Source organism: Burkholderia sp. NFPP32 (genome assembly GCF_900119325.1).
In the GTDB taxonomy this organism is placed as follows: Bacteria; Pseudomonadota; Gammaproteobacteria; order Burkholderiales; family Burkholderiaceae; genus Burkholderia; species Burkholderia pyrrocinia_C.
Genome location: NZ_FPJP01000009.1, coordinates 102,076 through 126,845, shown reverse-complemented (window position 1 = coordinate 126,845; position 24,770 = coordinate 102,076). Strand labels below are relative to the sequence as shown.

The window sequence follows — 24,770 nt, the reverse complement described above, 5'->3', positions numbered from 1 at the left end:
GGTGCCTGATTCTGTTCCCATGAAGACCACACTAGACGAAATGCTCGCGTTCGTGACGATCGCGGACATTGGTTCGCTGACAGGTGCAGCGGACCGATTGCATCAGCCGACCTCTGTGATGAGCCGCGTCCTGCGGCGCCTCGAAGATAAACTGGATACGACGCTGATCAGACGCACGACACGCCGGCTGGAATTGACGGAAGAGGGCAACGTTTTTCTCGACCATGCGCGAGACATCATTGCATCGGTCGAGTTTGCCGAGGACCAAATCGCGCGGCAGCACGAAATGCCGGCGGGCCGTCTGCGGATCAATGCTGCGATGCCATTCATGCAGCACGTGATCGCACCGATGATGCCGGGGTTTCGCGACGCGTATCCGGCGATCGAGGTTGAACTTCATACCAGCGACGAGATCATCGACCTGCTCGAACAGCGCACTGATGTCGCGATCCGGATCGGAGAGTTGCGCGATTCGACGCTGCACGCGCGGAAGCTCGGCGGCAGCCGGTTACGCATTCTCGCCAGCCCGGGCTATCTGGAGAAGGCCGGCGTGCCTGCCGGCGTGGCTGACCTCGCGAACCATACCGTGCTCGGTTTCGTGCAGCCGGAGGTGCTGAACCACTGGCCGTTGCGTAACGCGGACGGCAACGTGTATCGAGTTCAGCCGGCGTTGCAGGCATCGAGCGGAGAGACGCTGCTGACGCTGGCGCTTAATGGCACCGGTATCGTGTGCCTGGCAGACTACATGACCGGCGCCCATCGCCGCGACGGTAGCCTCGTCGAATTGCTCGCCGACGACACCATCGAATTCCGCCAGCCGATCCATGCAGTCTTCTATCGCAACGCGACGCTATCGTCGCGGATCGTCAGCTTTCTCGACTACGTCAGCGCGCAGTTGAAGGACGTCGGCGACATCGACTGAGCATGGCCCGTGCGTGATCGGTCACGCAGGAAACAAAGGGTGACGGGTTCGGCTTCGATCGAATCCGTCGCCCTTTGCGTATATCGGTCAATGTGCGGCATCGATCGATCCGGACGCATGCACTTATTGCCCCAGCGCGCTCATCAGCCTGACCTTGCTGAGCATTTCGTCGGTCCGTGCCTGCGCGAGCGCATCCTCGGCCGTGAGCAGCGAGCGCTGCACTTCCAGCGTATCGATGAACGCCGATTCACCGCTGCGCCACGACCGGTTGATCTGCGTATAAGCACCGCGCGCATTCGCCACCGCGCGTTCGAGGCGTTCGGTGCGACCGTGATTGCGGGCGGTCGCCGCGACGGACGTCTCGACGTCGCTGACTGCCGTCAGCACCGCCGTGCGATAGGCGGCGACCGCTTGATCGGCCTCTGCGCGGCGTAACGCGACCACGCTGCGCCGCCGCCCGCCGTCGAACAGCGGCGCGCTGGCGCCGGCGCCGGCCATCCATGCCAGCGAACGCGCGAGCGTGGCACCCGAGAAGCCATCGATTGCCGCACCGATCACGCCGATCAGCTGCAAGTGCGGTTTCAGGTCGGCCTCGGCCACGCCGATCCGCGCATAGGCCGCGACGACGCGCGCCTCGGCTGCGCGGACGTCCGGTCGCCGGCGCAGCAGGTCGGCTGGCGTGCCGATGCCCGGCGCGGGAGCCGACCATGTTGGCCATGGCGCGGGCGGATCGAGTTGCGCGTAGGTGTCCTGTACCGTCGATGCGCTGATGATCGACAGCCGGTGGATCGCTGCCTGTCGCTGCAGTTGCAGCGAGGGCAGTTCGGCCAGCGTCGTCTCCGTCTGCGCGGCGGCGCGGTCGACGTCGGCAATCGGTACGACGCCCGCGTCGAACAGGCGCCGCGTCGATTCCTCGGTGCTGCGCTGGCTCAGCGCGTTGGCCTCGACCAGTGCCAGGCGCTGCTCGAGGCCGCGCACCGTCACGTACGTACGCACGGTCTCGTCGATCGTCGCGATCCGCACGGCCGCCGCATCGTTCTGCGCGGACGCGATGTCCGCGTCGGCGGCCGACACACCCTGACGGATGCGCCCGAAGATATCGATGTCCCATGCAAGGCTTGCATTGAGATCGAACGCGTTGCCGATCGTCGGCGTATCGGTCGGGAACGCTTGCGATGCCGATTGCCGCTGGCGGCCGGCGCTCGCATTCAGGTCGAGTGACGGGAGCCACTGCGACGCCGCGCCGATCCGTACCGCGCGCGCCGCGTCAATGCGTGCGACCGCGACCTTCAGGTCAAGGTTGTTCGCGAGCGCCATGTCGACCAGCCGGTCGAGAATCGGATCGTGAAAACCGTGCCACCATGCGACGGTGTCGGCCGCCGGGCCGCCGGCCGACAGATCCGCATTCGCATACGTCGAAGCCAGCGGCGGCGGTGTGACGTCGGCGACCGGCGCGCTGGTGCACGCGGTCAGGACGGCCGCCGCGGACAGCACGGCCACTAGTCGAATGAACTTCATTGCACCACCTCCGTCGCGACGGCCGCGACAGCGGTCTTGCGCATCGCGAGCCGGCGAACCATTACATAGAAGACGGGCGTAAACAGCAGCCCGAAGAACGTCACGCCGATCATGCCGAAGAACACGGCCGCGCCGACCGCCTGCCGCATTTCTGCGCCGGCACCTTCGGAGATCACGAGCGGCAGGACGCCGAGAATGAACGCAAGCGACGTCATCACGATCGGGCGCAGCCGCTGCACGCACGCTTCGACGATGGCGTCGACGAGTTCGATGCCGTCGGCCTCCAGCTGCCGCGCGACCTCGACGATCAGGATTGCGTTCTTGGCGGCAAGCCCGACCAGCACGATGAAGCCGATCTGCGTGAGGATGTTCACGTCCTGGCCGAGCCCGCGCACGCCGAGCGATGCGGCAAGCAGGCACATCGGCACGATCAGCAGGATCGATGCGGGCAGGCTCCAGCTGCCGTACTGCGCGGCGAGCACCAGATACACGAGCAGCACGCACAGCGGAAACACGAGCAGCCCCGTGTTGCCGGCCGTGGTCTCCTGGTACGACAGATCGGTCCATTCGAACGAGATGCCGGGCGGCAGCACCTGTTTGGCGAGCGTCTCCATCGTCTTGATCGCGAAGCCGGAGCCGAGGCCCGGTGCCGTATCGCCATTGATTTCCGTGGCGGGGTACAGGTTGTAGCGCGGCGCGCGATCGACGCCGAGCATATCGTCGATGCGTGTCACGCTGCCGATCGGCACCATGTCACCGTCGCGGTTGCGCACCTTCAGCCGAGCGAGATCGGATGCGTCGACGCGGAACGGCAGGTCGGCCTGCGCGGTGACGCGATAGGTGCGCCCGACGATGTTGAAGTCGTTGACGTAGGTCGAGCCGAAATACGTTTCGACCGCGTCGTTGATTTCCTGGCTCGGCACGCCGAGCATCTCGGCCTTCTCGCGATCGAGTTCGACATGCACCTGCGGGCTCGTTGCGGAGTAGGGCGTATAGACGCCGACCATGCCGGGCGTGCGGTTGGCGGCGGCGACGAGCTCCTGCGTCGCCTTGGCGAGCGCGGCGGTGCCGAGGCCGTTGCGGTCTTCGAGTCGCATCGCGAAGCCGCCTGTGCTGCCGAGGCCCTGCACCGGCGGCGGCATCGCGACGACGATCGACGCTTCCGTGACGCTTGCCAGCCGTTGACGCATCTCGGCTGCAATCTTCTCGATCGTCAGTCCCTGCGTCTTGCGTTCCGGCCACGGCTTGAATACAGGGAACAACCCGGCACTGTTCGACGAATTCGTACCGGTCGCCGCATTGACGCCGGAAAAAACCGGCACGCGGGCGACCCCCGGCACTGACAGTGCGATGTCCTCGATCTTGCGCGCGACCGCGCTCGTGCGTTCGAGCGTCGCACCGTCGGGCATCCGCACGAGCACGACCAGGTAGCCGCGATCCTGAGCCGGAATGAAGCCCTTCGGGCTCGATACGAGCAGATAGCCGGTCGCGGCGATCAGTACGACGTACAGTGCGGCCATCGCAGGGATAATTCGCACAACTTTCCGGACCAGCCTGCCATACGCATCGGACAGGCGCTGGAACACGCGATTGAACGCGTTCGCGAAGCGCTGCACGACGCGCATGGCAGGCGCGAACAACGCGGCAATCCGCGACACGGGCGCGGCCGAATCGTGTTCGTCGGCATGCGCTTTCAGGATCATGGCCGATAGCGCAGGCGCGAGCGTCACCGATGTGAAGAACGAGATCGCTGTCGACACGGCAATCGTCACGCCGAACTGGCGGAAGAACTGGCCCGAGATGCCGGGAATGAACGAGGTCGGCACGAACACCGCGCAAAGCACGAGCGTGATCGCGAACAGGGCGCCGCCGACTTCCTTCATCGTCAACAACGTCGCGTCGCGCGGCCCTGCACCGGTCGACAGGTGTCGCTCGACGTTCTCGACGACGACGATCGCATTGTCGACGACGATCCCCACCGCGAGCACGAGGCCGAACAGCGTCAGGTTGTTGATCGAATAACCGAGCGCGGCCATTGCCGCGAATGTGCCGACGAGCGACACCGGAATCGACAGGATCGGGATGATGGACGGCCGCCAGCCCTGCAGGAACAGCAGCACGACGAATACGACGAGCACGACGGCCTCGTAGATGGTCTTGACCAGTTCGTGGATGCTGTCGCCGATGAACGCGGTCGGGTTGTAGCCGATGTTGTAGACGATGCCCTTGGGGAAGTCCTTGCTCAGTTCCGCCATCTTCTTCTCGACCGCGTCCATCGTCGCGACCGCGTTCGCGCCGGGCTGCTGCAGCACTTGCAGCGCGATCGTCGGGTGGCGCAGCATGTAGCTGTCGGTCGCGTATGCGAGTGCGCCGACTTCCACGCGCGCGACGTCCTTCAGCCGCACGAGCCGCCCGTCCTTGCCTTGTTTGACGACGATGCTGCTGAAGTCCTCGGGGCGCTTGAGCCGCCCTTCGAAGATCAGGTTCGGCTGGAATGCCTGGTTCGTGATCGGCGCCTGTGCGATCACGCCGCCCGCGAGTTGAGTGTTTTGCGCGCGCACCGCGGCGATCAGGTCGCTCGGGCTCAGGCCGAACGACGCGACGCGCTCGGGATCGAGCCAGATGCGCATCGAGTATTCGCGCGCGCCGAGCGGGTTGATGTCGCCGACGCCGTCGATACGCTTCAGCACGTCCGCGACGTTGCGGATTGCGTAGTTCGACACGTACAGCGGGTCGTAGCGCTGGTCCGGCGAGTACAGGAAGATCGTGCCGAGCTGCGTCGGCGACGATTTTCGCACCGACACGCCGCTACGCTGCACCGGCTCCGGCAGGCGCGGCGTCGCCAGCGCGACGCGGTTCTGCACGAGCACCTGCGCCTTGTCGACATCCGTGCCCGGCTTGAACGTCGCGGTGATGTTGAGGCTGCCGTCCGACGTTGCCTGACTGTACATGTACAGCATGTCCTCGACACCGTTCACTTCGAGCTCGATCGGTGTCGATACCGTTTGCGACACGGTTTCCGCAGACGCGCCAGGATAGGTTGCCTGGATGACGACGGTAGGCGGCGCGATGTCCGGGTACTCGGACACCGCGAGCGAGAAATAGGCCAACGCACCGGCGATCGTCACTACGATCGACAGGACGATCGCGAGCACCGGCTGCTGGACGGACAAGCGGCCGAGGTTCATTGCGCGCTCCCGGTCGTGCCGCTGGCCTTGTCGGTTGCCTGGGCCAACGTGGCCGTATTCGTTGCATCGATCGCGCGCGGCACGGCCTTGACCTTGTCGCCGGCCTGCACGCGCTGGAAACCGTCGACGATCACGCGGTCGCCGGCGTTCAGCCCGGCGTCGATTTCGCGCAGGTTGCCGTGCAGGCGGCCGGGGGTCACCGGGCGGATCGCGACCGTGCCCTTCGCGTCGACGAAATACAGCACGCGATGCGTCGCGTCGGTCGCGACGGCCGAATCGGGTACCAGCAGCGCATGATGCGCGACACGGCTCGACAGGTAGACGCGGCCGAACTGTCCGGGGCTCAGGCGCCGGTCCGGGTTCGAGACGCGCGCGCGTTGCCGCAGCGTGCCGGTCGAATTGTCGAGGCGGTTGTCGACGAAATCCATCGTGCCCGTCAGCGACGGTTGTGCGTCGCCCGGCAGCGCGATCGCAACTCGCCGCGACGACGCATTGCTACCGCTTTTCTGCGCTTCGCGCGTGTAGCGCAGGTAGCTTTGTTCATCGACGTCGAAGTAGATATCGATCGGATCCTGCGACACGATCGTCGTCAGCACGGTCGCGTCGCTGTCGCCGCCTTTCACGAGGTTGCCTTCGCTGACGAGCTTGCGGCTGATGCGGCCGGACATCGGTGCGACGATGCGCGTGAAGGACAGGTCGAGCCGTGCGCGCTCGAGCGCGCCTTGTGCGCTCGTTACCTCGGCCTGTGCGCTTTGCACGGCCTGGCGGCGTTGGTCGTAGAGGCTCTGTGCGATCGTGTCGGTCCTGATCAGGACGCTGGCCCGTTCGAAATCTTGCCGGCTCAGCTTCAGTTGCGACTGCGCGCGTTCGAGTGCGCCTTGCGCGGCCGTGACGGCCGTCTGATACGGGCGCGGATCGATGACGAACAGAAGGTCGCCCTTCCGAACGTTCGCACCGTCCTGGAACGCTACCTTGTCGAGATAGCCGCTCACCCGCGGGCGCACGTCGACGGTATCGACGGCTTCGAAGCGTCCGGTATAGACGTCGACGTCGTTGACGTCGCGGGCGACGGGCGGGCTGACGATCACGCTCGGCGTCGCGGCCGCCGCCTTGTCGTCCGACTGGCAGCCGGACAACGCGAGGAGCGCGGCCATCGGAACGGCGGCAAGCACGGCCCGTCGAGCGACGCGCTTCAATCCTGGGTATCGGTTCATATTCGTGCGAATTGTCGAGTGAGGCGCCACGCGCCGGATGGTGCGCAGTATCGTGTGTGGCGAGCGGCCGATAAACGGACAAAACGGCATAAGAACTTGTACTCCGCAGTCACGAATCGCCGTTTGTCGGCGGTGTGTGAGCGGGTTCGGCAGGAAATGGCGGTGCGCGGGGGCGTGCTGCTGCGACGAGCGGCCCGGATGCCTGCTCAGGCAATTCGGGCTGCCGGTTCGAAGGAAGTGGAGAAGAGGCGGCTGATGGTCCGCCTGCCGCGGGAAGGCGAAGACAGGTACGGAAAGAATCGGTGCAACCCCGGTAGGGGACGGAAACGATGCACCGACAGATACCTGAACCGGTCGAGAGGGGCTCGGAATCTTTCCGCCATGTTCAAAAGAGTTCTCGCGCGCGGCGCGCATGGCAGCGCGCCGCGCAGGCTTCCACCGGGATTGCTACGGCATCAGCCGATCGAGCAGCGGCGACCGGAAGATTCGGTGCGGGTCGTAGCGTTCGAGGGTCGCGCGCGCCGCATCCCAGCTGCTCGACGGCGGCTGGCCTTCACGATGCAGATTCGGGATCGTGGTGGCGAGCATGGTGCCATCCTGCCAGGCGGCCGTGTCGGTATAGCCCCAGCCCTTCGACCATTCGGGACGCAGCGTCGCATACGAACCGGTGTAGTTCGCGAGCATCCATTGCTCGATCTCGCGATAGAAGCGATCGGCGCCAGGCGTGCCCGGTAACGTCAGGATATCGAACCATACGGCGATTTCCCATTCCGGGTGATCGGGGCGCGGCTTGAGCGCGGACAGCGTGGGAACGACCGCGCCGGCGCCGGCATCGGCCGGCTTGTCGAGACCGGTGACCCGGATCTCGACGGGACCGTTGATCGGGTACTCGCCGCGTGCCTTGTATGCGTCGATGCGATTCTGATAGAACTGCACGAATTCGCTGATCACGCGTTGCACGTCGGCACGCCGCGCCAGTACCGCGTAGCCGTTCGCGGTGACGCGCAGCGTCGTCGGCCGAATGTACTGCAGTACGTTGCGCGACCAGCCCCAGATGTCCCCGCTGAGCGTGAGCGCGAGGCCGGCGGTCGTGATCGCCAGCTGCGTCTGGCCGAACAACGGCGTCAATGCGCCTTCGCCGTTGATCACGATCCGCTTGACGAGATCCGAGATGGACTGCGAGATCGAATCGGAGAACGGATAGTTGTACGGCTGCGTGACGGTGCGCGACAGGAACGGCTTGCCGGGCGTCGGCGTCCAGACCTTGAGCCACGGGCACGTCGTGAACGGGAACCAGATCGCTTCCATCCGGCCCGCTCGATCGAGAAACGACGCGATCGTTCGGCCGGGCGTGCCGGCCGGCGCAAATAGTTCGGAAGACGGAATGTCGACGAAGCTCTGGCAGCGCAGCCGCTGGTTCGGGCCTGCCGTCAGCGTCACTTCGACGACGAACGCCATCCCGATGTGCGCGAGGAACGCGCCGATCTCGGGATCGCTGCGCTCGAACCGGCGCAGCACGTATTGCTGCCGGGCCGGATCGAACACGATGGCGGTCAGCGCGACCACGAGATTGCTTAGCGAGCCGTAGGTGTGGCCCGGTTGCAAGGTTTCACCGGCCGCCGGTACGGCGGTGCCGTGCGCGTCGATCGCAAGCGCACCGCCGAGCGTGATGCCGCCCGGCGCAGGCACGGCGACCATGCCGAGGCCAGATTGCTCGAGCGTCGCGAGCAGCGACTCCAGCGAGACGCCCGTCTGCGCGGTGACGCGCGCCGGGCTCGCCGACGTGTCGACGGAGACGGCCGTCAACGACTTCGTCGTATCGAGCAGCACGAGGTTCGCGGCGCCGGCGCTTGGGTCCAGCGTCAGGGGCGACCAGTTGTGCATGTAGCCGCGCGGACGTACCCGATAGCCGTTCGCGCGGGCCCAGTTGACCGTCGCAACGACGTCGTCGGCGGAGCGTGGCGCGGCGGTCCATACGTCCTGCACGGCGATCTCGCCGCTCCAGTTCTGGAACGCCTGCTTGTAAAGCGGGATGTCGGCCGGGAAGCCGGGCGGTGTCGCGCCGGCCGTCAGCGCGTGCGCCGCAATCTGGTAGACCGGTGTCCAGCCGGTGACGACGCCGGCCGCCGCGAGTTTCGCCATGTTGGCCAGGAAGGCGCGACGCGGCGCAGGTTCGTCTCGAAAGTCGTGACTCATGGTGTGCTCCAATTTCTCGGAATGGTTTTACAGATTGGAAAGACGACAAATGACGTGTTGAAGCCAATGTGGTAATTCGAGCAGGCGTGACGCGCGGGAAGCATTGCGCGTTGGCGGGCCGGGATTGAAAAAAGGACGGTGCATTCGACAATGCGCGGCCGAGCGTCATCACGGACGTCTGGAAGAGAATCGAAAAACCGCCGGCGATTTTTGCAACTGGCCGTCGGCCTGTCCTGCCGGCAGGTGGATATGGAGATTCGGCTGAATGGCGTGTGACGAAGCGCTAGCCGCGACGATCGATAAAAGATGATTGCACGTGCATATTAATTTCCATGTTTCATTTTTTTAAATAAACCCGCTTGCCATTCAAAATCGGGTAGCGTTTTATCGTTTATTTCGCTGGAAAAGCGTAGCAATTTATTTTTCTGTCGGCAAGCGGTGGGGCGGGTAAATTGCGTGCGATTAAATATGGATATTTTGTGACGGACAATGATTTCGCCATTTGTTGATATTTTGCAACGCCCGTATCCACGGTGCTGCGTACGTTGATTGCGGCGATTTTTATCGCATGAAGGTGTAATCGACAGCGCTGCCTCAAGTAGACAGCAAAAAAATTATGCTTTTCCATCGCGCAGATTGAATCAATCGTTGATCGAATCGAAACAATGTTCGGAGAAAAGTGCTTTGGGCTGCGTGGTGAGCGGGAGCGATGTGATGAAATTCGCCGATTCTTCTCTCGAATAAGACCTCTTGGACGAAAATCCATGGTAGGCGGTTCCCGGATGACTATTACAAAATTTCGGGGTAAATAAATATCGATTTCTATTGATCTACCATAATTTTGCTCATGAGTGGCTTGCGAGTTGATCGATTTTTTGTCTGCAAGCGGCGGTGATTAAAAAACGAATGTCATGCTAACTGCGGATATTTTAAATCGTCGCTATCATACGCAGCTGGGGTATTCGTGGATCAAATTCAATGGAAGGGATTATCTCGGTTTTTGTTCATGATTTTTCGTTGAATCCGCCGGGAACGCACCCGCTCCGGGCCGGCGCAGGGTTTTCCGATTCAGGCCTTCAGCGCGTCCGGCGGCAGCCCATTTTCAATCAGCAGCGCTCAATGACTGAAATGGGCGTTTCAGCTTCTTGCGGGGGCGATCTCGCATCGAACTGAACAGAGCACGGCGCGCCGCCGTTTCGCGTGAGCCGGACACATCGGCGCGCGACGCAACGCGAGAACGCATGACGACGCGCGCCGAAACGCGCGCCGCGCAAACCGCGCCGGCTCGCCCGAGCCGGCGTTGCGCCGCCGTCCTCAAGCACGCACAACAAGGAAACAAGGAGAGTCAGATGTTCGCGATGTTCTCGAAGCTCGGGAAGGTGATTTCGAGCGCCGGCAGTGAGCGGTTCGCATCCGACATGCATGCATTGCTGGTCGAATCGATTCCGCTCGCGATCACCCGGATGACTGAATGGACGCTCGACGAGCCGGCGGGCGAAGTCGTCCACGTGCAATCGCTCGGCGCGTTCGGCGCGCCGGGTGACGACGGGCGCAGCAGCGGGCCGGCCGCGCATGGCGAGCGGCAGCCGGCAGCGCATCCGCTGTTGAACCGGATCGTGGCTGCTTGCGACCGGCAGCTGATTCACATCAATCCGCTGATGCGGAGCGGCAATGGCGGCGAAGTCGCGCCGCCGCGTGGACCGGAGGGGGGATTTCAGTGCCATCTCGTGTCGTCCAAGGCGAATCGCCGCTACGTGATCTCGCTGCATCGAACAGTGTCGCATTGCGACTTCTCGTTGCAGGAGATGTCGTTCCTGAAGAATTTCGCCGATACGCTGCTGCCGCTCGTCGAGTGGCATGCGTCGACGCGCCGGCACGGCGACCTCGAAGGCACGACGATGCCCGCCGTCGAGGCGCTGCGCCAGGAGTTCGAATCGCGGCTTGCGCGCGCGGCGGTCGTGCTGTCGGCGCGCGAAAGCGAAGTGTGCCTCGGCCTGCTCGCGGGCAAGATGCTGCGAGAACTGGCCGGCGAGCTCGGTGTGAAGGAGAGTACGGTCGAGACGTACATCAAGCGCGCCGCGGTGAAGCTCGGCATCAGCGGCCGGCACGGGCTCACGAAATGGATGATCGACGATTACGTGCCGTGCGCGTCGGCGGCGTGATGCCGTCACGCCGGGTGCGGGCGCCGATACCCGACGCGCGACCAGCGTCGCCGGCCGGCGTGCCGGGATTGCTGGCGCGCCGCGGGCACCGGCACGCGCTTTCGGACCGCTAGCCTTCGGGTGCCGACGCTTCAGGTGCCGACGTACGGCGATGCGCAGTCGCGCCGCACGCTTCTCGTGCCGTCTCGGCGTGCTCCAGCCGCGGCCTCGCCCGCGGCCCCTGCCGCCTCGTCGAGCATCCAGCGCGTGAGACCATGGCGCCCGCCGAAGCCGAGCTTGACGGCTGCCCGCTTCAGGTAGGTCTCGACGGTGCTTTCGCGCAGCGCGAAACGCACGGCGATGGCGGGCACCGTGTCGCCGGCCAGCAGCGCCGTGCATGCCTCGATCTCGCGCGTCGACAGCTTGACGCCGGCTTGCCGCAGACGGTCGGCGAACCGCCGCGCCACGCGCTCCCGGCCCGATTGCGTCGCCGGCGGCGCGGCCGCGGCCGCGTGGGCGGGCGGCGGAGCCGAATCGAGCGCCGCGACATGGGTCTCGACGATCGGAAACAGCACGTGCGAGAGCTCCTTGAGGACGGTCTGCTCCCGCGACGAGAAGTCGTCGAACGTGTTCGTGCGATACAGCGAGATCAGGTAATAGTGGCCCCGCTTGCGGGTCAAGAGATGGAACTGCGCGCAACGCGGCGGCACGATTGCAGCCTGCATGAGGACGAAGCGATGGAGCAGCGCGTGGGTCGGGCCGTGGCCCGCGAGCGTGTCATCGACGTGCACGCAGCTCGCGCCCGAGCGCGGCGGCATCTGCGGCCCGTAACAGGCGGCTGCCGGGCCGGCCTTCGCGAGCGCCGCGCCGACCGCGCCGACCGCGCCGAGGCTGCGCACCGCGAGATCGCCGTCAGGCGTCGCGTCGACCGCGAGCTCCGAAATGCGGATCTCGTCGACGGGGACGGCCGCAGAGATCAGGCTGTACATCACTCGGGGAAAGCGTCGGCTCCCGCTGCTTGAGATCGCTTCGCCGACGTGTGCGAACAATCTGCTGAACTCCATGAACGGATTCCTGGTGAGACGTTGAAGCTGCGCTTGCGCGCATGATTGCCGGCATGATTTAAACACCCGGCGGCGAACGCGTCTGTAACGGATAGCCGGGACAGGCGAATTGCGGTGGCGTTCGCGAGCTCGCCGCACTGTCGACGCGCGACGAGATCTCGGCAGCGGCTGAATGCCGCTTGATGAAAGGAAAATCGGTTGACCCTGATTGATTGAATTATTTTGGCATTGATGCCGATTCTTTAAATAATGCGAAGAGCGATCGGCCGGCGTCGCGATTGCAGATCGAGTTGCCCGGGATCGAGGAACGCCGGCCATTCGATCGTGGGACGGTGCGGCGGATCGGATCTGCGCGGAGCTGCGACGCGCGCACCGCATCCGGATCGCTGCTCATCCCGCAACTTCGGCCCGGACGGCACGCATGGCCGTATCGGAGAAGATGCGGCCGCTATCCAGGCGAATGACCCGATCCGCGAGCTTGAAGTACTGATCGTCGTGGGTAATGATAATGACGCATTTCCCGCGGGATTTCAGATCGGGAACCAGCACTTCATAGAAAAATCTCTTGAAGACCGGATCCTGATCGGCAGCCCATTCGTCCAGGATGTAAATCGGACGATCCTCGATATAGGCGCAAAGCAGCGCCAATCGCTTGCGTTGCCCTGTCGATAAGGCTCTGGTTGTCGAGTAATTGTTGCCATCGATCTCTATTTTGTCCGCCAATTTCAGTGTTTCAAGATATTTGCGGGCAAGCTCGATGCCAGCATTTTCCCGGTCCGGCCCTATGATGCGATTGAACAAATGGAAATCGGTAAAGACGGCGGAAAACAGATTGCGGTACCGTTCCCTGGCATCGTCGTCAACGACTTTTCCATCAAGGGCAATATGGCCTTCGGTAGGCACATAGAGGCCGCTGAGGACTTTGCCCAACGTGCTTTTGCCGCTGCCGTTTCCACCGATGACATAGACGAGTTCTCCGGCGTGAATCGTCATATTGATGGGGCCGAGCACGAAATCGACCGACGAATCATTGTCACGATAGTTCATCGTCACATCTTTCAGCTCAATGCGTTGCCATGGCTTCGCCGAGGATTCCCTGGTGCGCGGATGGGGCGGTTCCTTGCGCGAATCCTCGCTGTCATCGATCAAGAAACCGAATTCCGCCAGCCGGGCGAGCGCGGTTTTGCCTTCGGCCACGATCGGCAGGATACTGATCAGCATGGTCAAAGGCCCCATCATGTAGAGAACGGCCAGAATGCTCGCCGTGAGTACGGAGGGGTCCACGACGCCGAACGAAGGTACGCCGAAAAGCAAAAATCCGAGCAGGACCGCTACCGTGATCTGGCCAATGCTGTCGCCGCTCATGAACCAGAAGCGTTCTATGTAATTGAATCCGGCCACGCGCTTCGATGATAGTTCGATCGCGGCCCTGGTAAACCAGCGTCGTCTGGTCCTGTTGAGCTTGAGTTCCTTGATTCCGAACACGAGGCCATGTGTGTATTCATTGAACTGGACAAATTCATCGCGAACTCTTTCCGTGAAATTGACCGCCTTTCGATAGAAAAACAGATAAAGCGCCAGGCCAACGATTGTCAGGGTGATTGTCGAAGCGAAAACGATCCACGACAGATAGGCGAGATAGGCGATGCTGCATACCAGGACGACGGACTGAACGATGATCGTCGGTATGGTGAGCAGGGTCTGGCTCAACTGCGGAATGTCCTGCGTCAGCATGGTCAGGATATTCGGGGCGCCGCGTCGGTCAATTTCATCCAGTGGGGTCGCCAGGATCCTTTTGCATAGATTGACGCGCAGTCTCGTCATGACTTTCATGCAGGCATAGGAGGGCATCACGGCAGCGCTGCTCCTGCAGAAAACTGCGATGACGTTCACCGCAATGAATATCGTCAGCAGCGTCTGGCGGTCGTCCTGGTCATGCAGCACCCTGCTGATCAATCCGACGCCCACGATCGACGCAATGCCGCTGACGAGGCCCGTAAGGACCGTGCCCAGGGTCAACCAGGGATGACTGCGCCACATCAGGGTGACGGCCGAATGCCACGGCGGCGATTTACTTTGAGCGGAATCCATGAGTCGCCAATATCGTTCAGTTGATCAGGTGGCTGAGTTCGACGTTTTTTGCCGCTGATCTCAATCTCGACGAGGTTTCGTGCTTGCCCAGGAACGCGATGCTTTCCACGATTTCCAGCGGCGAGTCGGAAAACAGGATGCAGCACTTCAGCAAGCGCTGCGCACGGTCCCAACCGAGGCCCGATGAATCGGCCACGCTACGCAACGAAGCCTCGACCGACGCGACTGTCCAGCTATCGTTCCGTGTCAACCGCGCTTCGATCAGTCGAAGAAACTGCAGGAGGGTGCGGGGATTCCTTTCGATGCTGTACATCAGGATGTAATCAACCCGCCGTGTCTTCGTGATCAACGGAAAAATCAGATCGATCACGTCGTCGGTCGATTCGCATTTCCCATAAGCCAGCGAAATTGCCTCGCCGAGCTTGCAGTCCCGGTGGAGCGAATCGAGCGCGGACTTTACGAACTCCGCTTCGAGGTCAACGGTGATGGTTTTCATGAGCTTCAATGGCCTGTTGAGATAGGGACCGCAGGGGATCGCAGCGCGCGCCGGCCGCAGGCGTTACCAGCCATCCGGAATCGGAAGGGAATAGGTCAGCGGCTTTTCCGGCATGACTTCGTCCATGATGTCGGAGTAGCCGGACTCCTGTCCGACCAGATTGGGTTCGAAGCAATAGCAATTGAACTTCTGCTGCAGCATGAGGTTGTTGCGGTCGTTGATCGCCGGCGGGTGTTCGTTGATCGCAATGAATGCGTCGTAAAGCGAGTCCCTGACGACGTAGGCGTGCGCGGTGAGCGTCTCCACGGCCTTGACGATGTTCGGCGCGACGGGAATGGGGGGCGTGAAGTGATAGGCGCCCAGAAACAGCATGTGCCAGTCATTCGGCACTTGCGCGATGAACTCGGGGAAGCGCGCGGCGAAGTCGGGGTCGAAGAAGGCGTCGTCTTCGAAGATCAGGACTTCGCTCGCGCCCGCGGCCTTGGCCTGCTTCACGGCGGCAAGATGGCTCATCGTGCAGCCGTAGTCCTGCGGACGCATATGGCTCAAGGATGGCGGCACGGTCACCAGCCTTGCATCGACGGCGGGCAGTCGTTCCACCGTGAGGATGTTCTGTTCGGCGAATTTTCTTTGCATCGCTTCCCAGCGGTCGGGGCGCCGGTCCAGATTGATGCAGACCTTGCGGGCGAAAGCGTTGTCGATCGTTTGTACGGATTTCATGAGCGTTTTTTTTCCAGAAACTGGTTGATGCGGGTAGCGAGGACGGCGACGTGCGGGTCGAGCAGCATGGTCAGGTGGTCGCCGGGTACGTCCGTCACCTCGACGGGCAGCGCCGAGAAGCGGGACCACCCCCAGGTCGGGTCGAGGCGGAGCTGCGCTATCTCGGGCGACGGATCGTAGTCGCCGGGATCCCGCTCGGTGCTGCGGAACAACGCGATCGGCACGGGAAGCGGGTCGGCTTGCGGCGCGTAGCGCGATTTGAAGTTGGCCTGATAGACACGCAGATAGGCGCGCAGGCGGTCGGATCCGGCATCCGCAAACCAGTTGCCGCGGTTGCCGATTCTGTCGAGGATCAGGCCGGCCTGGCCGTCGGGGTCGAGCTGGACGAGGTCTGCTCGCGTCACCTGAAGGTCGGTCCCGAGGAAGGTGCCGATTTCGTGGGCGATCGCGACCAGCCATTCGGTGTCGTCCCAGTCTTGCCAGTAGGTTGCGGCCGGGCTGTCGATGGGCGCGGAAGCGTCGAGGATCGCCAGCAGTTCGACGACCGCGCCCTTGGCGACGAGCTGCCGGCTCATTTCGAGCGCCACCTGCGCACCGAACGAGTGGCCCGCCAGGTAGTACGGGCCCGCGCCCACCAGCGGCCAGATGCATTCGATATGACGGGCCGCGATGTCTTCCACGCGGGTGAGCGGCAGGCAGGAGCCGTCGAGGCCGAGCGCTTCCAGGCCGTGCACCGCGTGAGCTTCGGTCAGGTGGTTCGCGAGCGGGTGGAAGTAGACCACGTTCCCGCCGGCGCCCGGAAGGAGGAAAAGCGGCGCGGCGGGACCGCCGTCCCGGATCGGCACGAGTCCGCCGGCGGGGGCGGCCGGCGCTTTCCTGGCCAATGCCGCCGCCAGTTTCTCGACGGTCGGATTCTCGAACAGACAGGAAATGGGCAGCCGGCGATCGAACGCTTTTTCGACATTGGCCATCAGCTGGATCGCGATGATCGAGTGTCCGCCGAGGTCGAAATAATTGTCGCTGACCGCGATGTCGTTTCTTTTGAAGATCCGCTGCCAGATCTCCAGCAACGTGCTTTCGTCCGCCGTCGGCGCGCGGGTGCGGGCCGTCGTGGCCGCACCGGCGGCGGGTTCGACGCCAGCGGCGGCCGCGCCGCGCGGCGCGCCCGGCTGTCCGCCGGCGTCCGGCTCCGGCGCATCGGCGAGCCGGCCGGTCAGCTGGGCCGGGTCGTCGGCGAATCGTTCCAGCAACGCGCGGATGGTGTCCAGCATCTGCCGGACCACCTCGGGGGCGACGCGGTGGGCATCGTGCGCGATCTGGAAGCTGACGCGCGTATCCGGGTGTACGGTCAGGGTCAGCGGGTAATGCGCTTCCGCGAAGGCGCGGGTGTCGAGAATCTCGATGTCGTCGGGCCCGAGATCGGGGGCGGCGGCAACCGGGAAGTTCTCGAACACCAGCAGGCTGTCGAACAGGCTGTCGCGGGCGGGCAGTTCGCTCCACGACTGGATATCGACCAGCGAACTGTACGAATGCGGCTCCATCGCCGTCTGGGCTGCGTGAACCGTCGCCAGCCATTCGATGAAGGGGCGTTCCGGCGCGATGCGCAGGCGAAACGGCAGCGTGTTGATGAACAGGCCCACGATCGATTCGACACCGTCGAGCTGCGGCGGGCGACCGGACACGGTGACGCCGAAGACGACGTCGTCCGTCCCGGCGTGGCGCCGCAGCACCAACGCCCAGACCGCGCGGATCAGGACGTTGAGGGTGAGGCGATGGGTTCGCATGAGCGCTTGCAGCCGAGCGGTCAGGGCCTCGTCCAGCAGGAATTGCTGGGTCCTGCGTTTGTCCTGCCGTGCGGCATCGCCGGAGATCTGCCCGGCCGGATGGGCCACGATCGGCGTGGCGGCATGAAACCCGGCCAGTTCGGCGCGCCACCAGGTTTCGTCGGCCGAACGAGGATGGCGCGCGAGCCAGTCGATGTACCTGCGGTATCCCGGCACCGACGGTGCGAGCGCGGGCACGCCGGTGCGGACGAGCGACAGGTAATCGTCGAACACTTCCTTCATCAGGGTGGCGGTGCTCCAGCCGTCGAGAATGATGTGGTGTGCGCTCCAGCAGAACCGATGGCGTGCCTCCGCTTCCTGAATCAGCGTGCAGCGGAACAACGGCGCCCGCTGCAGATCGAAGCCGCGCCGCCGGTCGTCGGCGAGGAATGCATCGAAGTCCTGCGCGCGGCGGGATGCATCGCGGTGTCGCCAGTCGAGGAACGTCCACGGCAGGTCGACCGTGTGCCGGACGGTCTGGACGGGATGATCGCGATTGGCCCACGCGAACGCGGTACGCAGCACGGCATGGCGCTCGAGCGCATTGGCCCAGGCTTGCCTGAGCGCCGGCACCTGGAGCGGGCCGCTGACGACGAAGCTGAACTGCTGGAAATAGGCAGCGGGATCCAGCTCGTATAGCGAATGGAACAGAATGCCCTGCTGCAGGGACGAGAGCGGGTAGCTGTCTTCGAGGTCGTCCCACGCGGTGTCGGGAACCGACGCCGCGAAGTCGAGCAACCGGTCCTTGAAGTGCGCGGCCAGGTTTTCGACCGTCTGCCGCTGGTGGAGACGCTCGCCGTAGCGCCAGTCCACCTGAAGCTTGCCGTCGGAAACGGCGGCGACGATCTCGAACGCATGCGTGCGCAGGGACCGCTCGGAGCGCAGCGAACCGAGGTCTTCTGCAGCCGGGCTCCAGCCATCGGATTGCTGCAGCACGGTATCGAGCTGCCCGTGATAGTTGAAGAGGATGTCGGCATTCGGCAGCGCGGCGAGGCTGTCACGCACGGCGTCGTCGGGGCCCAGGTAGCGGAGCAGCGAATAACCGAGGCCTTCGGCCGGAATCCGGCGCAACTGTTGCTGCGCGTCGCGCAACGCTTGCTCCGGCGTCTGCCTCGCGTCGACCTCGAGGACGATCGGATAGATGGAGGTGAACCAGCCCACCGTCCTGCTGACGTCGATCGGCGCATCGCAGACGTGGCGGCCGTGACTTTCGACATCGATCCGGGTGCGCGCGTTGCCCGTGACCATGCTGCATGCTTGCGCGAGCGCGACGAGCAGGACGTTGTTGATGCGGGTGTCGTAGGCCCGCGGCAGCCGGCGCAGCAACGCCGCGGTTTCGGCTGCGTCCAGCTCGAATGAAACGGATGCCGAGTCGCCGACCGCGTTGTGGGCCGCGCCCGCGGCCGGATAATCGACCGGCATGGGCTCGACGTCCTGCGCGAGGAGGGCTTGCCACAATGGGGCTTCGTCGCCGATGGCAGGCGACCGGGCCAGTTGCTGCAGGTGCAGGGCCCATTCGCGGAACGAAGTCGTCTTCTCGGACAACGGCTGGCCGTGGTAGGCGGCATGCAGATCCTCGAGGAGCACGCGCCACGACACGCCGTCCACCGCAAGGTGATGAATCGACACGAACAGGCGGGCGAGCGGCTCGTCGGCAAAGCAGAAAAGCCGGGCCGCCAGCAACGGGCCATGCGTGATGTCGATGCCGCGTTCCGCTTGCGCAGCGGCAGCGCGCATGGCCGCCATGCGCTCGCCGGTGTCGCCTGCGATCGCTTGCTTCGCGAACAGCGCCGGCATCTCGCCACCTGCGACGACTTCTTGCGTCCAGCCGCCGGCGCTGCGCGAGAAACGCAGGCGCAACGCATCGTGATGTTCGTGGACTTGTCGGAACGCGTCGGCGAGCGTCGACGCGTCGATATCCGACGGCACCTGAATCAGGACCGTTTGATTGTAGTGCGACGGCGCATCGATCTCCTGTTCGAAGAACCAGTGCTGGACCGGTGTGAGCGGCGCATCGCCCAGCGGGCTGACGCTCGGCGCATGCGCTGCCCGTTCTTCAGGCGCGGCGGCCAGCTGGGCGACGGTCTGATACTGGAACAGTTGTTTCGTCGTCACGCGAAGTCCCGCCTGATTGGCGCGCGAGATCACCTGGATGCTCAGGATGGAGTCGCCTCCAAGTTCGAAGAAATTGTCGTGGATGCCGATGGACTGCAGTTGCAGCACGTCTTGCCAGATGGACGCCAGCAGGACTTCCCTGGGTGTGACGGCAGGCGCGTGCAACCGAGTGGCGTCGACCGTGTCCGCCGGGACGGGCAGCGCCTTGCGGTTGATCTTGCCGTTGGGCAGCATCGGCAGGGATTCGAGCGCGACGAACCTCGACGGCACCATGTAGTCCGCAAGCTTGCCGCTCAGATGGCCGCGCAGATCGGCGATGTCCGGCGATGCGGTCGCGACATAGGCGATGAGGAACGTTCGGGCTCCGTCGGTTTTCGCGATCACGACACAGTCGTCGACCGACGGATGCTCGCGCAGTGCGGCCTCGATTTCACCGGGTTCGATGCGCAGGCCGCGCAGCTTGATCTGATGGTCGATGCGGCCGAGGAACTCGATGTTGCCGTCGGGCCGGTAGCGCGCGAGATCGCCGGTGCGATAGAGGCGTGCATGCGGGTCGTTGGAGAACGGATCGGCGATGAACTTCTCGGCGCTCAGTTCGGGCTCGCCGTGGTAGCCGCGTCCGACCGGCGTGCCGCCGATCAGCAGTTCGCCCGCCACGCCGACCGGCGTGGGCTGCAACTGCGCGTCCACGATATAGAGGCGGGTGTTGGCGATGGGCCGGCCGATCGGCACGATGCGGTGCGGGTCGTCGCGTCGGCATTCCCATGCGGTCACGTCGACGGCAGCCTCGGTGGGGCCGTAGAGGTTGAACAGCGAAACGTCGAGGCGCGTGAAGCAACGCTGCTGCAGGTCGAACGGCAGGGCCTCGCCGCTGCACACGACGCGGCGCAGCGACGCGCAGTGCGCGTCGAGGTCCGGATGGTCGAGAAAGGCGCGCAGCATCGACGGCACGAAATGGACCGTGGTGATCCGTTCGCGCTCGATGAGTTCGACCAGGTAGTCGGTCTCGCGCTGGCCGCCGGGGCGGGCGTGTGTTTGTTCCGAGGATGTAGGCGTGCTGCATCCACAGGATGCGGTTGGTGATGGCGCGATGGGTGTTGAGCGCGCCCTTGGGCCTGCCGGTCGAACCGGAGGTGTAGATCATGTAGGCGAGGTTCTCGCCGCTCAGCGCAGGCGCAGGGTTGGACGCGGGCGCGGCGTCGAGCTCGAGCGCGTCGCGATCGACGACGATCACGCGGGCGTCGGTGTCGGGCAGCGCGGCAAGCAGATGCTGCTGGGTGAGGAGCCAGCGCAACTGCGCGTTGTCGATCATGAAGCGCACGCGTTCGGCGGGGTAGTCGGGGTCGACGGGGACGTAAGCGCCGCCGGCCTTGAGGATGGCGAGCAGCGCGACGATCATGTCGAGCGAACGCTCCATGGCGACGCCGACGAGAGCATCGGGAACGACACCGAACTCGATGAGCCGGTGGGCGAGGCGATTGGCGCGCAGGTTGAGTTCGGCGTAGGTGAGCGCGCCGTTGTCGCAGACGGCGGCGACGGCGTCGGGCGTGCGCTCGACCTGCTGTTCGAACAGCCGATGCAGCGGTTGCGCGGCGTCATCGCCGAAATCCATCTCGGTCCGGTTCCATTCGACGGTCAGCAGGTTCCGCTCCGCATCGCTCGTCAACGAAAGCTCGCTGAGCGGTCGGTCCGGATCGGCGACCACGGCATCGACGAGCGTGCGGAAGTGTTCCGCCATGCGATCGATCGTGGCGGCGTCGAACAGGTCGAGGTTGTATTCCAGCGAGCCCGCGAGGCCGTGCTCGGCATCCTGGATATGCAGCGTGAGGTCGAACTTGGCGGTGTGGGTCTCCACCGACACAGGCGTTGCCACGAGACCGGGGAAGTTCACCGCATGGGGCTGCGCTTTCTCATACGCGAACACGGCCTGGAAAACCGGCGTGCGGCTCAGGTTGCGTTCGAGCTTGAGCGAGTCCACCACCTGCTCGAACGGAATCTCCTGGCGACTATAACCGTCCAGCGCGACGCGCTTCACGCGCGCCAGCAGTTCGCCGAAGGTCGGGTTGCCCGACAGGTCCACGCGCAGCGCGAGCATGTTCGCGAAGAAGCCGATCAGCGGCTCGGTCATGCTGGAACGCCGATTGGCGATCGGGGAGCCGATGACGAGGTCTTGCTGGTTGCTGTACCGCGAAAGGAGCAGCGCATACGCGGCGAGCACGACCATGAACGTGCTGGTGCCGGACGCACGCGCGATCGCGCGCAGGCCGTCGGCGCGCTCACCGTTCAACTGGAACGGCAGAACCGCGCCGTGAAAACGCTGGATCGCGGGCCGCGGGCGGTCGGTGGGCAGTTCGATCAGGTCCGGCGCGTCCGCCAGCGCCGCGCTCACGAGCGCCAGTTCCCGATGCGTGTCGGCCGACGCCAGACGTTCATGCTGCCAGCCGGCGTAGTCCGCATACTGGACGGCCAGTTCCGGCAGCGACTGGCCGGCATAGAGCGCGGCCAGTTCGCCGATGAGGATGCCGGACGACCACGCGTCCGAAATGATGTGATGCATCGTGATGCCGAAGACGTGCAGGCGCTCGTGCACGCGATACAGCACGACACGATAGAGCGGGCCGGCGGCGAGATCGAATGGGCGGTCGGCTTCCTCGGCGAGCAGCGCGAGCGTGTCGGACTCGGTGCCGACGTCGATGACGTCAAGCGCGACCGGTGCCGGTGAGGCGATGCGTTGAACCCCGCGGCCGTCGACCGCGGGAAACGTGGTGCGCAGGATCTCGTGACGCCGGCTGATTTCGGACACGGCGGCGCGCAGGCGCGCGATGTCCAGGTCGCCGTCGAAACGCAGTGCGCTCGAGATGTTGTAGGTGGCCGACGGACCTTCCAGTTGCGCGAGGAACCACAGGCGCTGCTGCGGAAAGGACAGCGGCAGGTCGTTCGCGCGCGAGCGGGGCAGGATGTTGCCGGCCATCGAACCGGTCCGGGGCGACGACGCTTCGATCAGGTCGGACACCGCGCTGATGGTCTGGAGTTCGAAGATCGCGTCGATGCCGATCTCGACGGAGAAACTGCTCCAGATCCGCGAGACGAGCTGCATGGCCTGCAGCGAATCCCCCCCGTAGTCGAAGAAGCGGCCGGTGAGATCGGCGGCCGGATTGCCGAGCACTTCGCGCCAGATGCGCACCAGCTCGAGCTGGATCGGCGTTGCGTCGAGACTGGCGGCCTCGGACGCGGCGGCAGGCTCCATGGCCAGGAGCGCCGGGCGATCCAGCTTGCCGTTGGCGTTGAGCGGAAATTCGGCGATCGTGAAAATGTCGGACGGGACCATGTAGTCCGGCAGTTTCCCGGCCAGAAAGGCCCGCAGGTCCGCAACGCTCAAGCTCGCGGAACCCTTGACGTAGGCCGCCAGCTTGCGCACCCCCTGGGCGGTTTCGCGCAGCATGACCGCTGCGCCGACGACATCCTCATGCGCGGTGAGCGCGGCCTCGATCTCGCCCAGCTCGACACGGTGCCCACGGATCTTGACCTGATCGTCGACGCGTCCGTAACACTGGATCTGTCCGTCGGGCAGCCAGCGGCCGATGTCGCCGGTGCGATAGATGCGCGCTTCGCCGGTGAACGGATGCTCGACGAATTTCGCGGCGGTGACGTCCGGCCGCTTGTGGTAGCCGCGCGCGAGGCCGTCGCCGGCGATGCAGATTTCCCCCGGCACGCCGATCGGAACCGGCCGCAGCGCTTCGTCGAGCATGTACACCCGGGTGTTGGCGATGGGCCGGCCGATCAGCACCGTGGACGGCGCGTCCTCGACGCGCTCGACGATGCAGCCGACCGTCGCCTCGGTGGGACCGTACTCGTTGTAGATTTCGATCGCGGGATCGATCTTCCGCAGCGTGGCGATGTGCTGGGGCGTCAGTTCCTCGCCGCCGACGATCACCTTGCGCACGCCGGAGCGTGCCAGGTTCATGTATTCCAGCAGGTGAATGTGGGTGGGCGTGAGCTTGAGGGTGTCGACGCCGCTGCCGGGCTGGAACATCCGGGCCAGGATGGTGTCGATGCTTTCCGACTGCGGATAGATGCGCAGCGTCTTGCCGCGCACCAGCGGGCAGAAGATGTTGGTGAGCGTGAAATCGAAGCAAAGCGAGCTGTACAGGCCGAAACTGCCGGTCGTGCTTTCCGGAAAGTAATACCCGGCGGCCCAGGCAATGTAGTGGGCCAGGTTCCGGTGTTCGAGCAGGCAGCCTTTCGGTCGCCCGGTCGAGCCGGACGTGTAGATCACGTAGGCCAACTGCGACGGCCCGGCGCGGCGCGGCGGATTGTCCGGCAGCGGCGTCCAGCCGGGGAGTTCCTGATCCAGCAGCAGCGTCGCGCCGGAGAATTCATACCACTGCGCCAGTTGACTCGATTGGGTCACCAGCAGCGACAGGCCGGTGTCGCCGAGGATGTGATTGATCCGTTCGGCCGGATACGCCGGGTCCAGCGGAACGAACGCCGCCCCCGCCTTCAATATGCCGAGAATCGCGACGATCATCCATTCGGAACGGTCGAGCATGACGCCGACCAGCGATTCCGGGCCGACGCCGTAGTGGTCGCGCAATTGATGCGCCAGACTGTTGGCCCGGGCGTTCAGGTCGGCGTAGGTCATCAGCGAACTGTCGGTGACCAGGGCCGGCGCCGCCGGCGTGCGGGCGACCTGCGCCTCGAACATGTCGACGACCGTGAGGTGGCCGGGCCCGGCCGCCGCGGTTTCGTTGAAGGCGGCCAGCAGCCGGCGCTCTTCCGGCGGGCTCGATTCGATGTCGCCGACGGGCTTGTCGAGGTGTTCGAATGCCTCCAGCACCGCGCCGAGGCTGTTCGCGAAACCGTCGATGACGAACGGCTCGATGGCGCCGGTATGACGGAGCTCGATTTCGCCGCGCGCGAGCCGCAGGTGCAACTGCAGGTCGTCGTCGTGGCCGGTCAGCGCGTGGTGCACCCGATCGTCCACCAGCGCGACTTTCGTGAGCTGCGCGAGATCCATGTCCTTTTCGTTGCGCACGAGCGTTTCCAGCGGGAAATGGTGCTCGGCGTAGCTGTCTTCCACGATTCCCGCCACGCGCGACAGGTAGTCCTCGACGCGCTCCTCGGGACGGACCTCGATGATCAGCGGAACGGTGGCGGCACGGGCCGGCGGATGCTCGGCAAGCCCCGGCGTTCCGAGCACCGTGACCGGAATCCGGAAGTATTTCCAGAGCAGGAACGCAATGCCCGCGGCCGTGACGGCGAATTCGGCCAGCTCGCCGTCG

General features: G+C 64.6%; 12 protein-coding genes and 1 pseudogene. 2 read left to right on the top strand and 11 right to left on the bottom strand.

All coding sequences use genetic code 11. The features are described 5' to 3' along the window. Nucleotides 1-19 precede the first annotated feature (19 nt). Complete coding sequence (locus BT264_RS18760; RefSeq protein WP_072439701.1) at nt 20-922, top strand: LysR substrate-binding domain-containing protein; 903 nt, start codon at nt 20-22, stop codon at nt 920-922. 123 nt (nt 923-1,045) lie between these two features. Here the strand turns inward: BT264_RS18760 and BT264_RS18755 are convergent, their stop codons facing one another. The 5 genes from BT264_RS18755 to BT264_RS39605 form a co-directional block, all read right to left on the bottom strand. Next, nucleotides 1,046-2,440, bottom strand: coding sequence for an efflux transporter outer membrane subunit (locus BT264_RS18755; RefSeq protein WP_072439703.1), 1,395 nt, complete (start codon nt 2,438-2,440; stop codon nt 1,046-1,048). Beyond that, nucleotides 2,437-5,628, bottom strand: coding sequence for an efflux RND transporter permease subunit (locus BT264_RS18750; protein WP_072439705.1), 3,192 nt, complete (start codon nt 5,626-5,628; stop codon nt 2,437-2,439). The genes BT264_RS18755 and BT264_RS18750 overlap by 4 nt, the downstream gene beginning before the upstream one ends. Next, on the bottom strand, nt 5,625-6,800 hold the full coding sequence (locus tag BT264_RS18745; protein ID WP_256260669.1) for an efflux RND transporter periplasmic adaptor subunit: 1,176 nt from the start codon (nt 6,798-6,800) through the stop codon (nt 5,625-5,627). Before BT264_RS18745 ends, BT264_RS18750 begins: the two co-directional genes overlap by 4 nt. A gap of 489 nt (nt 6,801-7,289) precedes the next feature. Further along, nucleotides 7,290-9,038 (bottom strand): cholesterol oxidase substrate-binding domain-containing protein, encoded by a 1,749-nt coding sequence (locus BT264_RS18740; RefSeq protein ID WP_072439709.1) that lies wholly within the window; start codon nt 9,036-9,038, stop codon nt 7,290-7,292. Between the two features lie 391 nt (nt 9,039-9,429). Next, nucleotides 9,430-9,804 (bottom strand): hypothetical protein, encoded by a 375-nt coding sequence (locus BT264_RS39605; protein ID WP_218173349.1) that lies wholly within the window; start codon nt 9,802-9,804, stop codon nt 9,430-9,432. A 583-nt stretch (nt 9,805-10,387) separates the two neighbouring features. Between BT264_RS39605 and BT264_RS18735 the strand changes: the two genes are divergently transcribed. Further along, nucleotides 10,388-11,200, top strand: coding sequence for a helix-turn-helix transcriptional regulator (locus BT264_RS18735; RefSeq protein WP_072439870.1), 813 nt, complete (start codon nt 10,388-10,390; stop codon nt 11,198-11,200). 131 nt (nt 11,201-11,331) lie between these two features. Here BT264_RS18735 and BT264_RS18730 read toward each other — a convergent pair whose 3' ends face one another. The 6 genes and pseudogenes from BT264_RS18730 to BT264_RS39985 all read right to left on the bottom strand — a co-directional run. Next, nucleotides 11,332-12,168, bottom strand: coding sequence for a helix-turn-helix transcriptional regulator (locus BT264_RS18730; protein ID WP_256260668.1), 837 nt, complete (start codon nt 12,166-12,168; stop codon nt 11,332-11,334). A gap of 465 nt (nt 12,169-12,633) precedes the next feature. Further along, on the bottom strand, nt 12,634-14,334 hold the full coding sequence (locus BT264_RS18725) for a cyclic peptide export ABC transporter (protein ID WP_072439713.1): 1,701 nt from the start codon (nt 14,332-14,334) through the stop codon (nt 12,634-12,636). A gap of 16 nt (nt 14,335-14,350) precedes the next feature. Continuing rightward, nucleotides 14,351-14,830, bottom strand: a complete 480-nt coding sequence (locus BT264_RS18720) for a hypothetical protein (protein ID WP_072439715.1) — start codon at nt 14,828-14,830, stop codon at nt 14,351-14,353. Between the two features lie 63 nt (nt 14,831-14,893). Further along, complete coding sequence (locus BT264_RS18715) at nt 14,894-15,550, bottom strand: glycosyltransferase family 25 protein (RefSeq protein ID WP_072439717.1); 657 nt, start codon at nt 15,548-15,550, stop codon at nt 14,894-14,896. Continuing rightward, nucleotides 15,547-20,457 carry a condensation domain-containing protein gene (locus tag BT264_RS39990; RefSeq protein WP_371293636.1) on the bottom strand — a complete coding sequence of 1,637 codons (4,911 nt, stop codon included), beginning with the start codon at nt 20,455-20,457 and terminating at the stop codon, nt 15,547-15,549. Before BT264_RS39990 ends, BT264_RS18715 begins: the two co-directional genes overlap by 4 nt. 100 nt (nt 20,458-20,557) lie before the next feature. Next, nucleotides 20,558-24,193, bottom strand: a pseudogene (locus BT264_RS39985) (amino acid adenylation domain-containing protein); the annotation flags it as partial. Nucleotides 24,194-24,770: the final 577 nt, after the last annotated feature.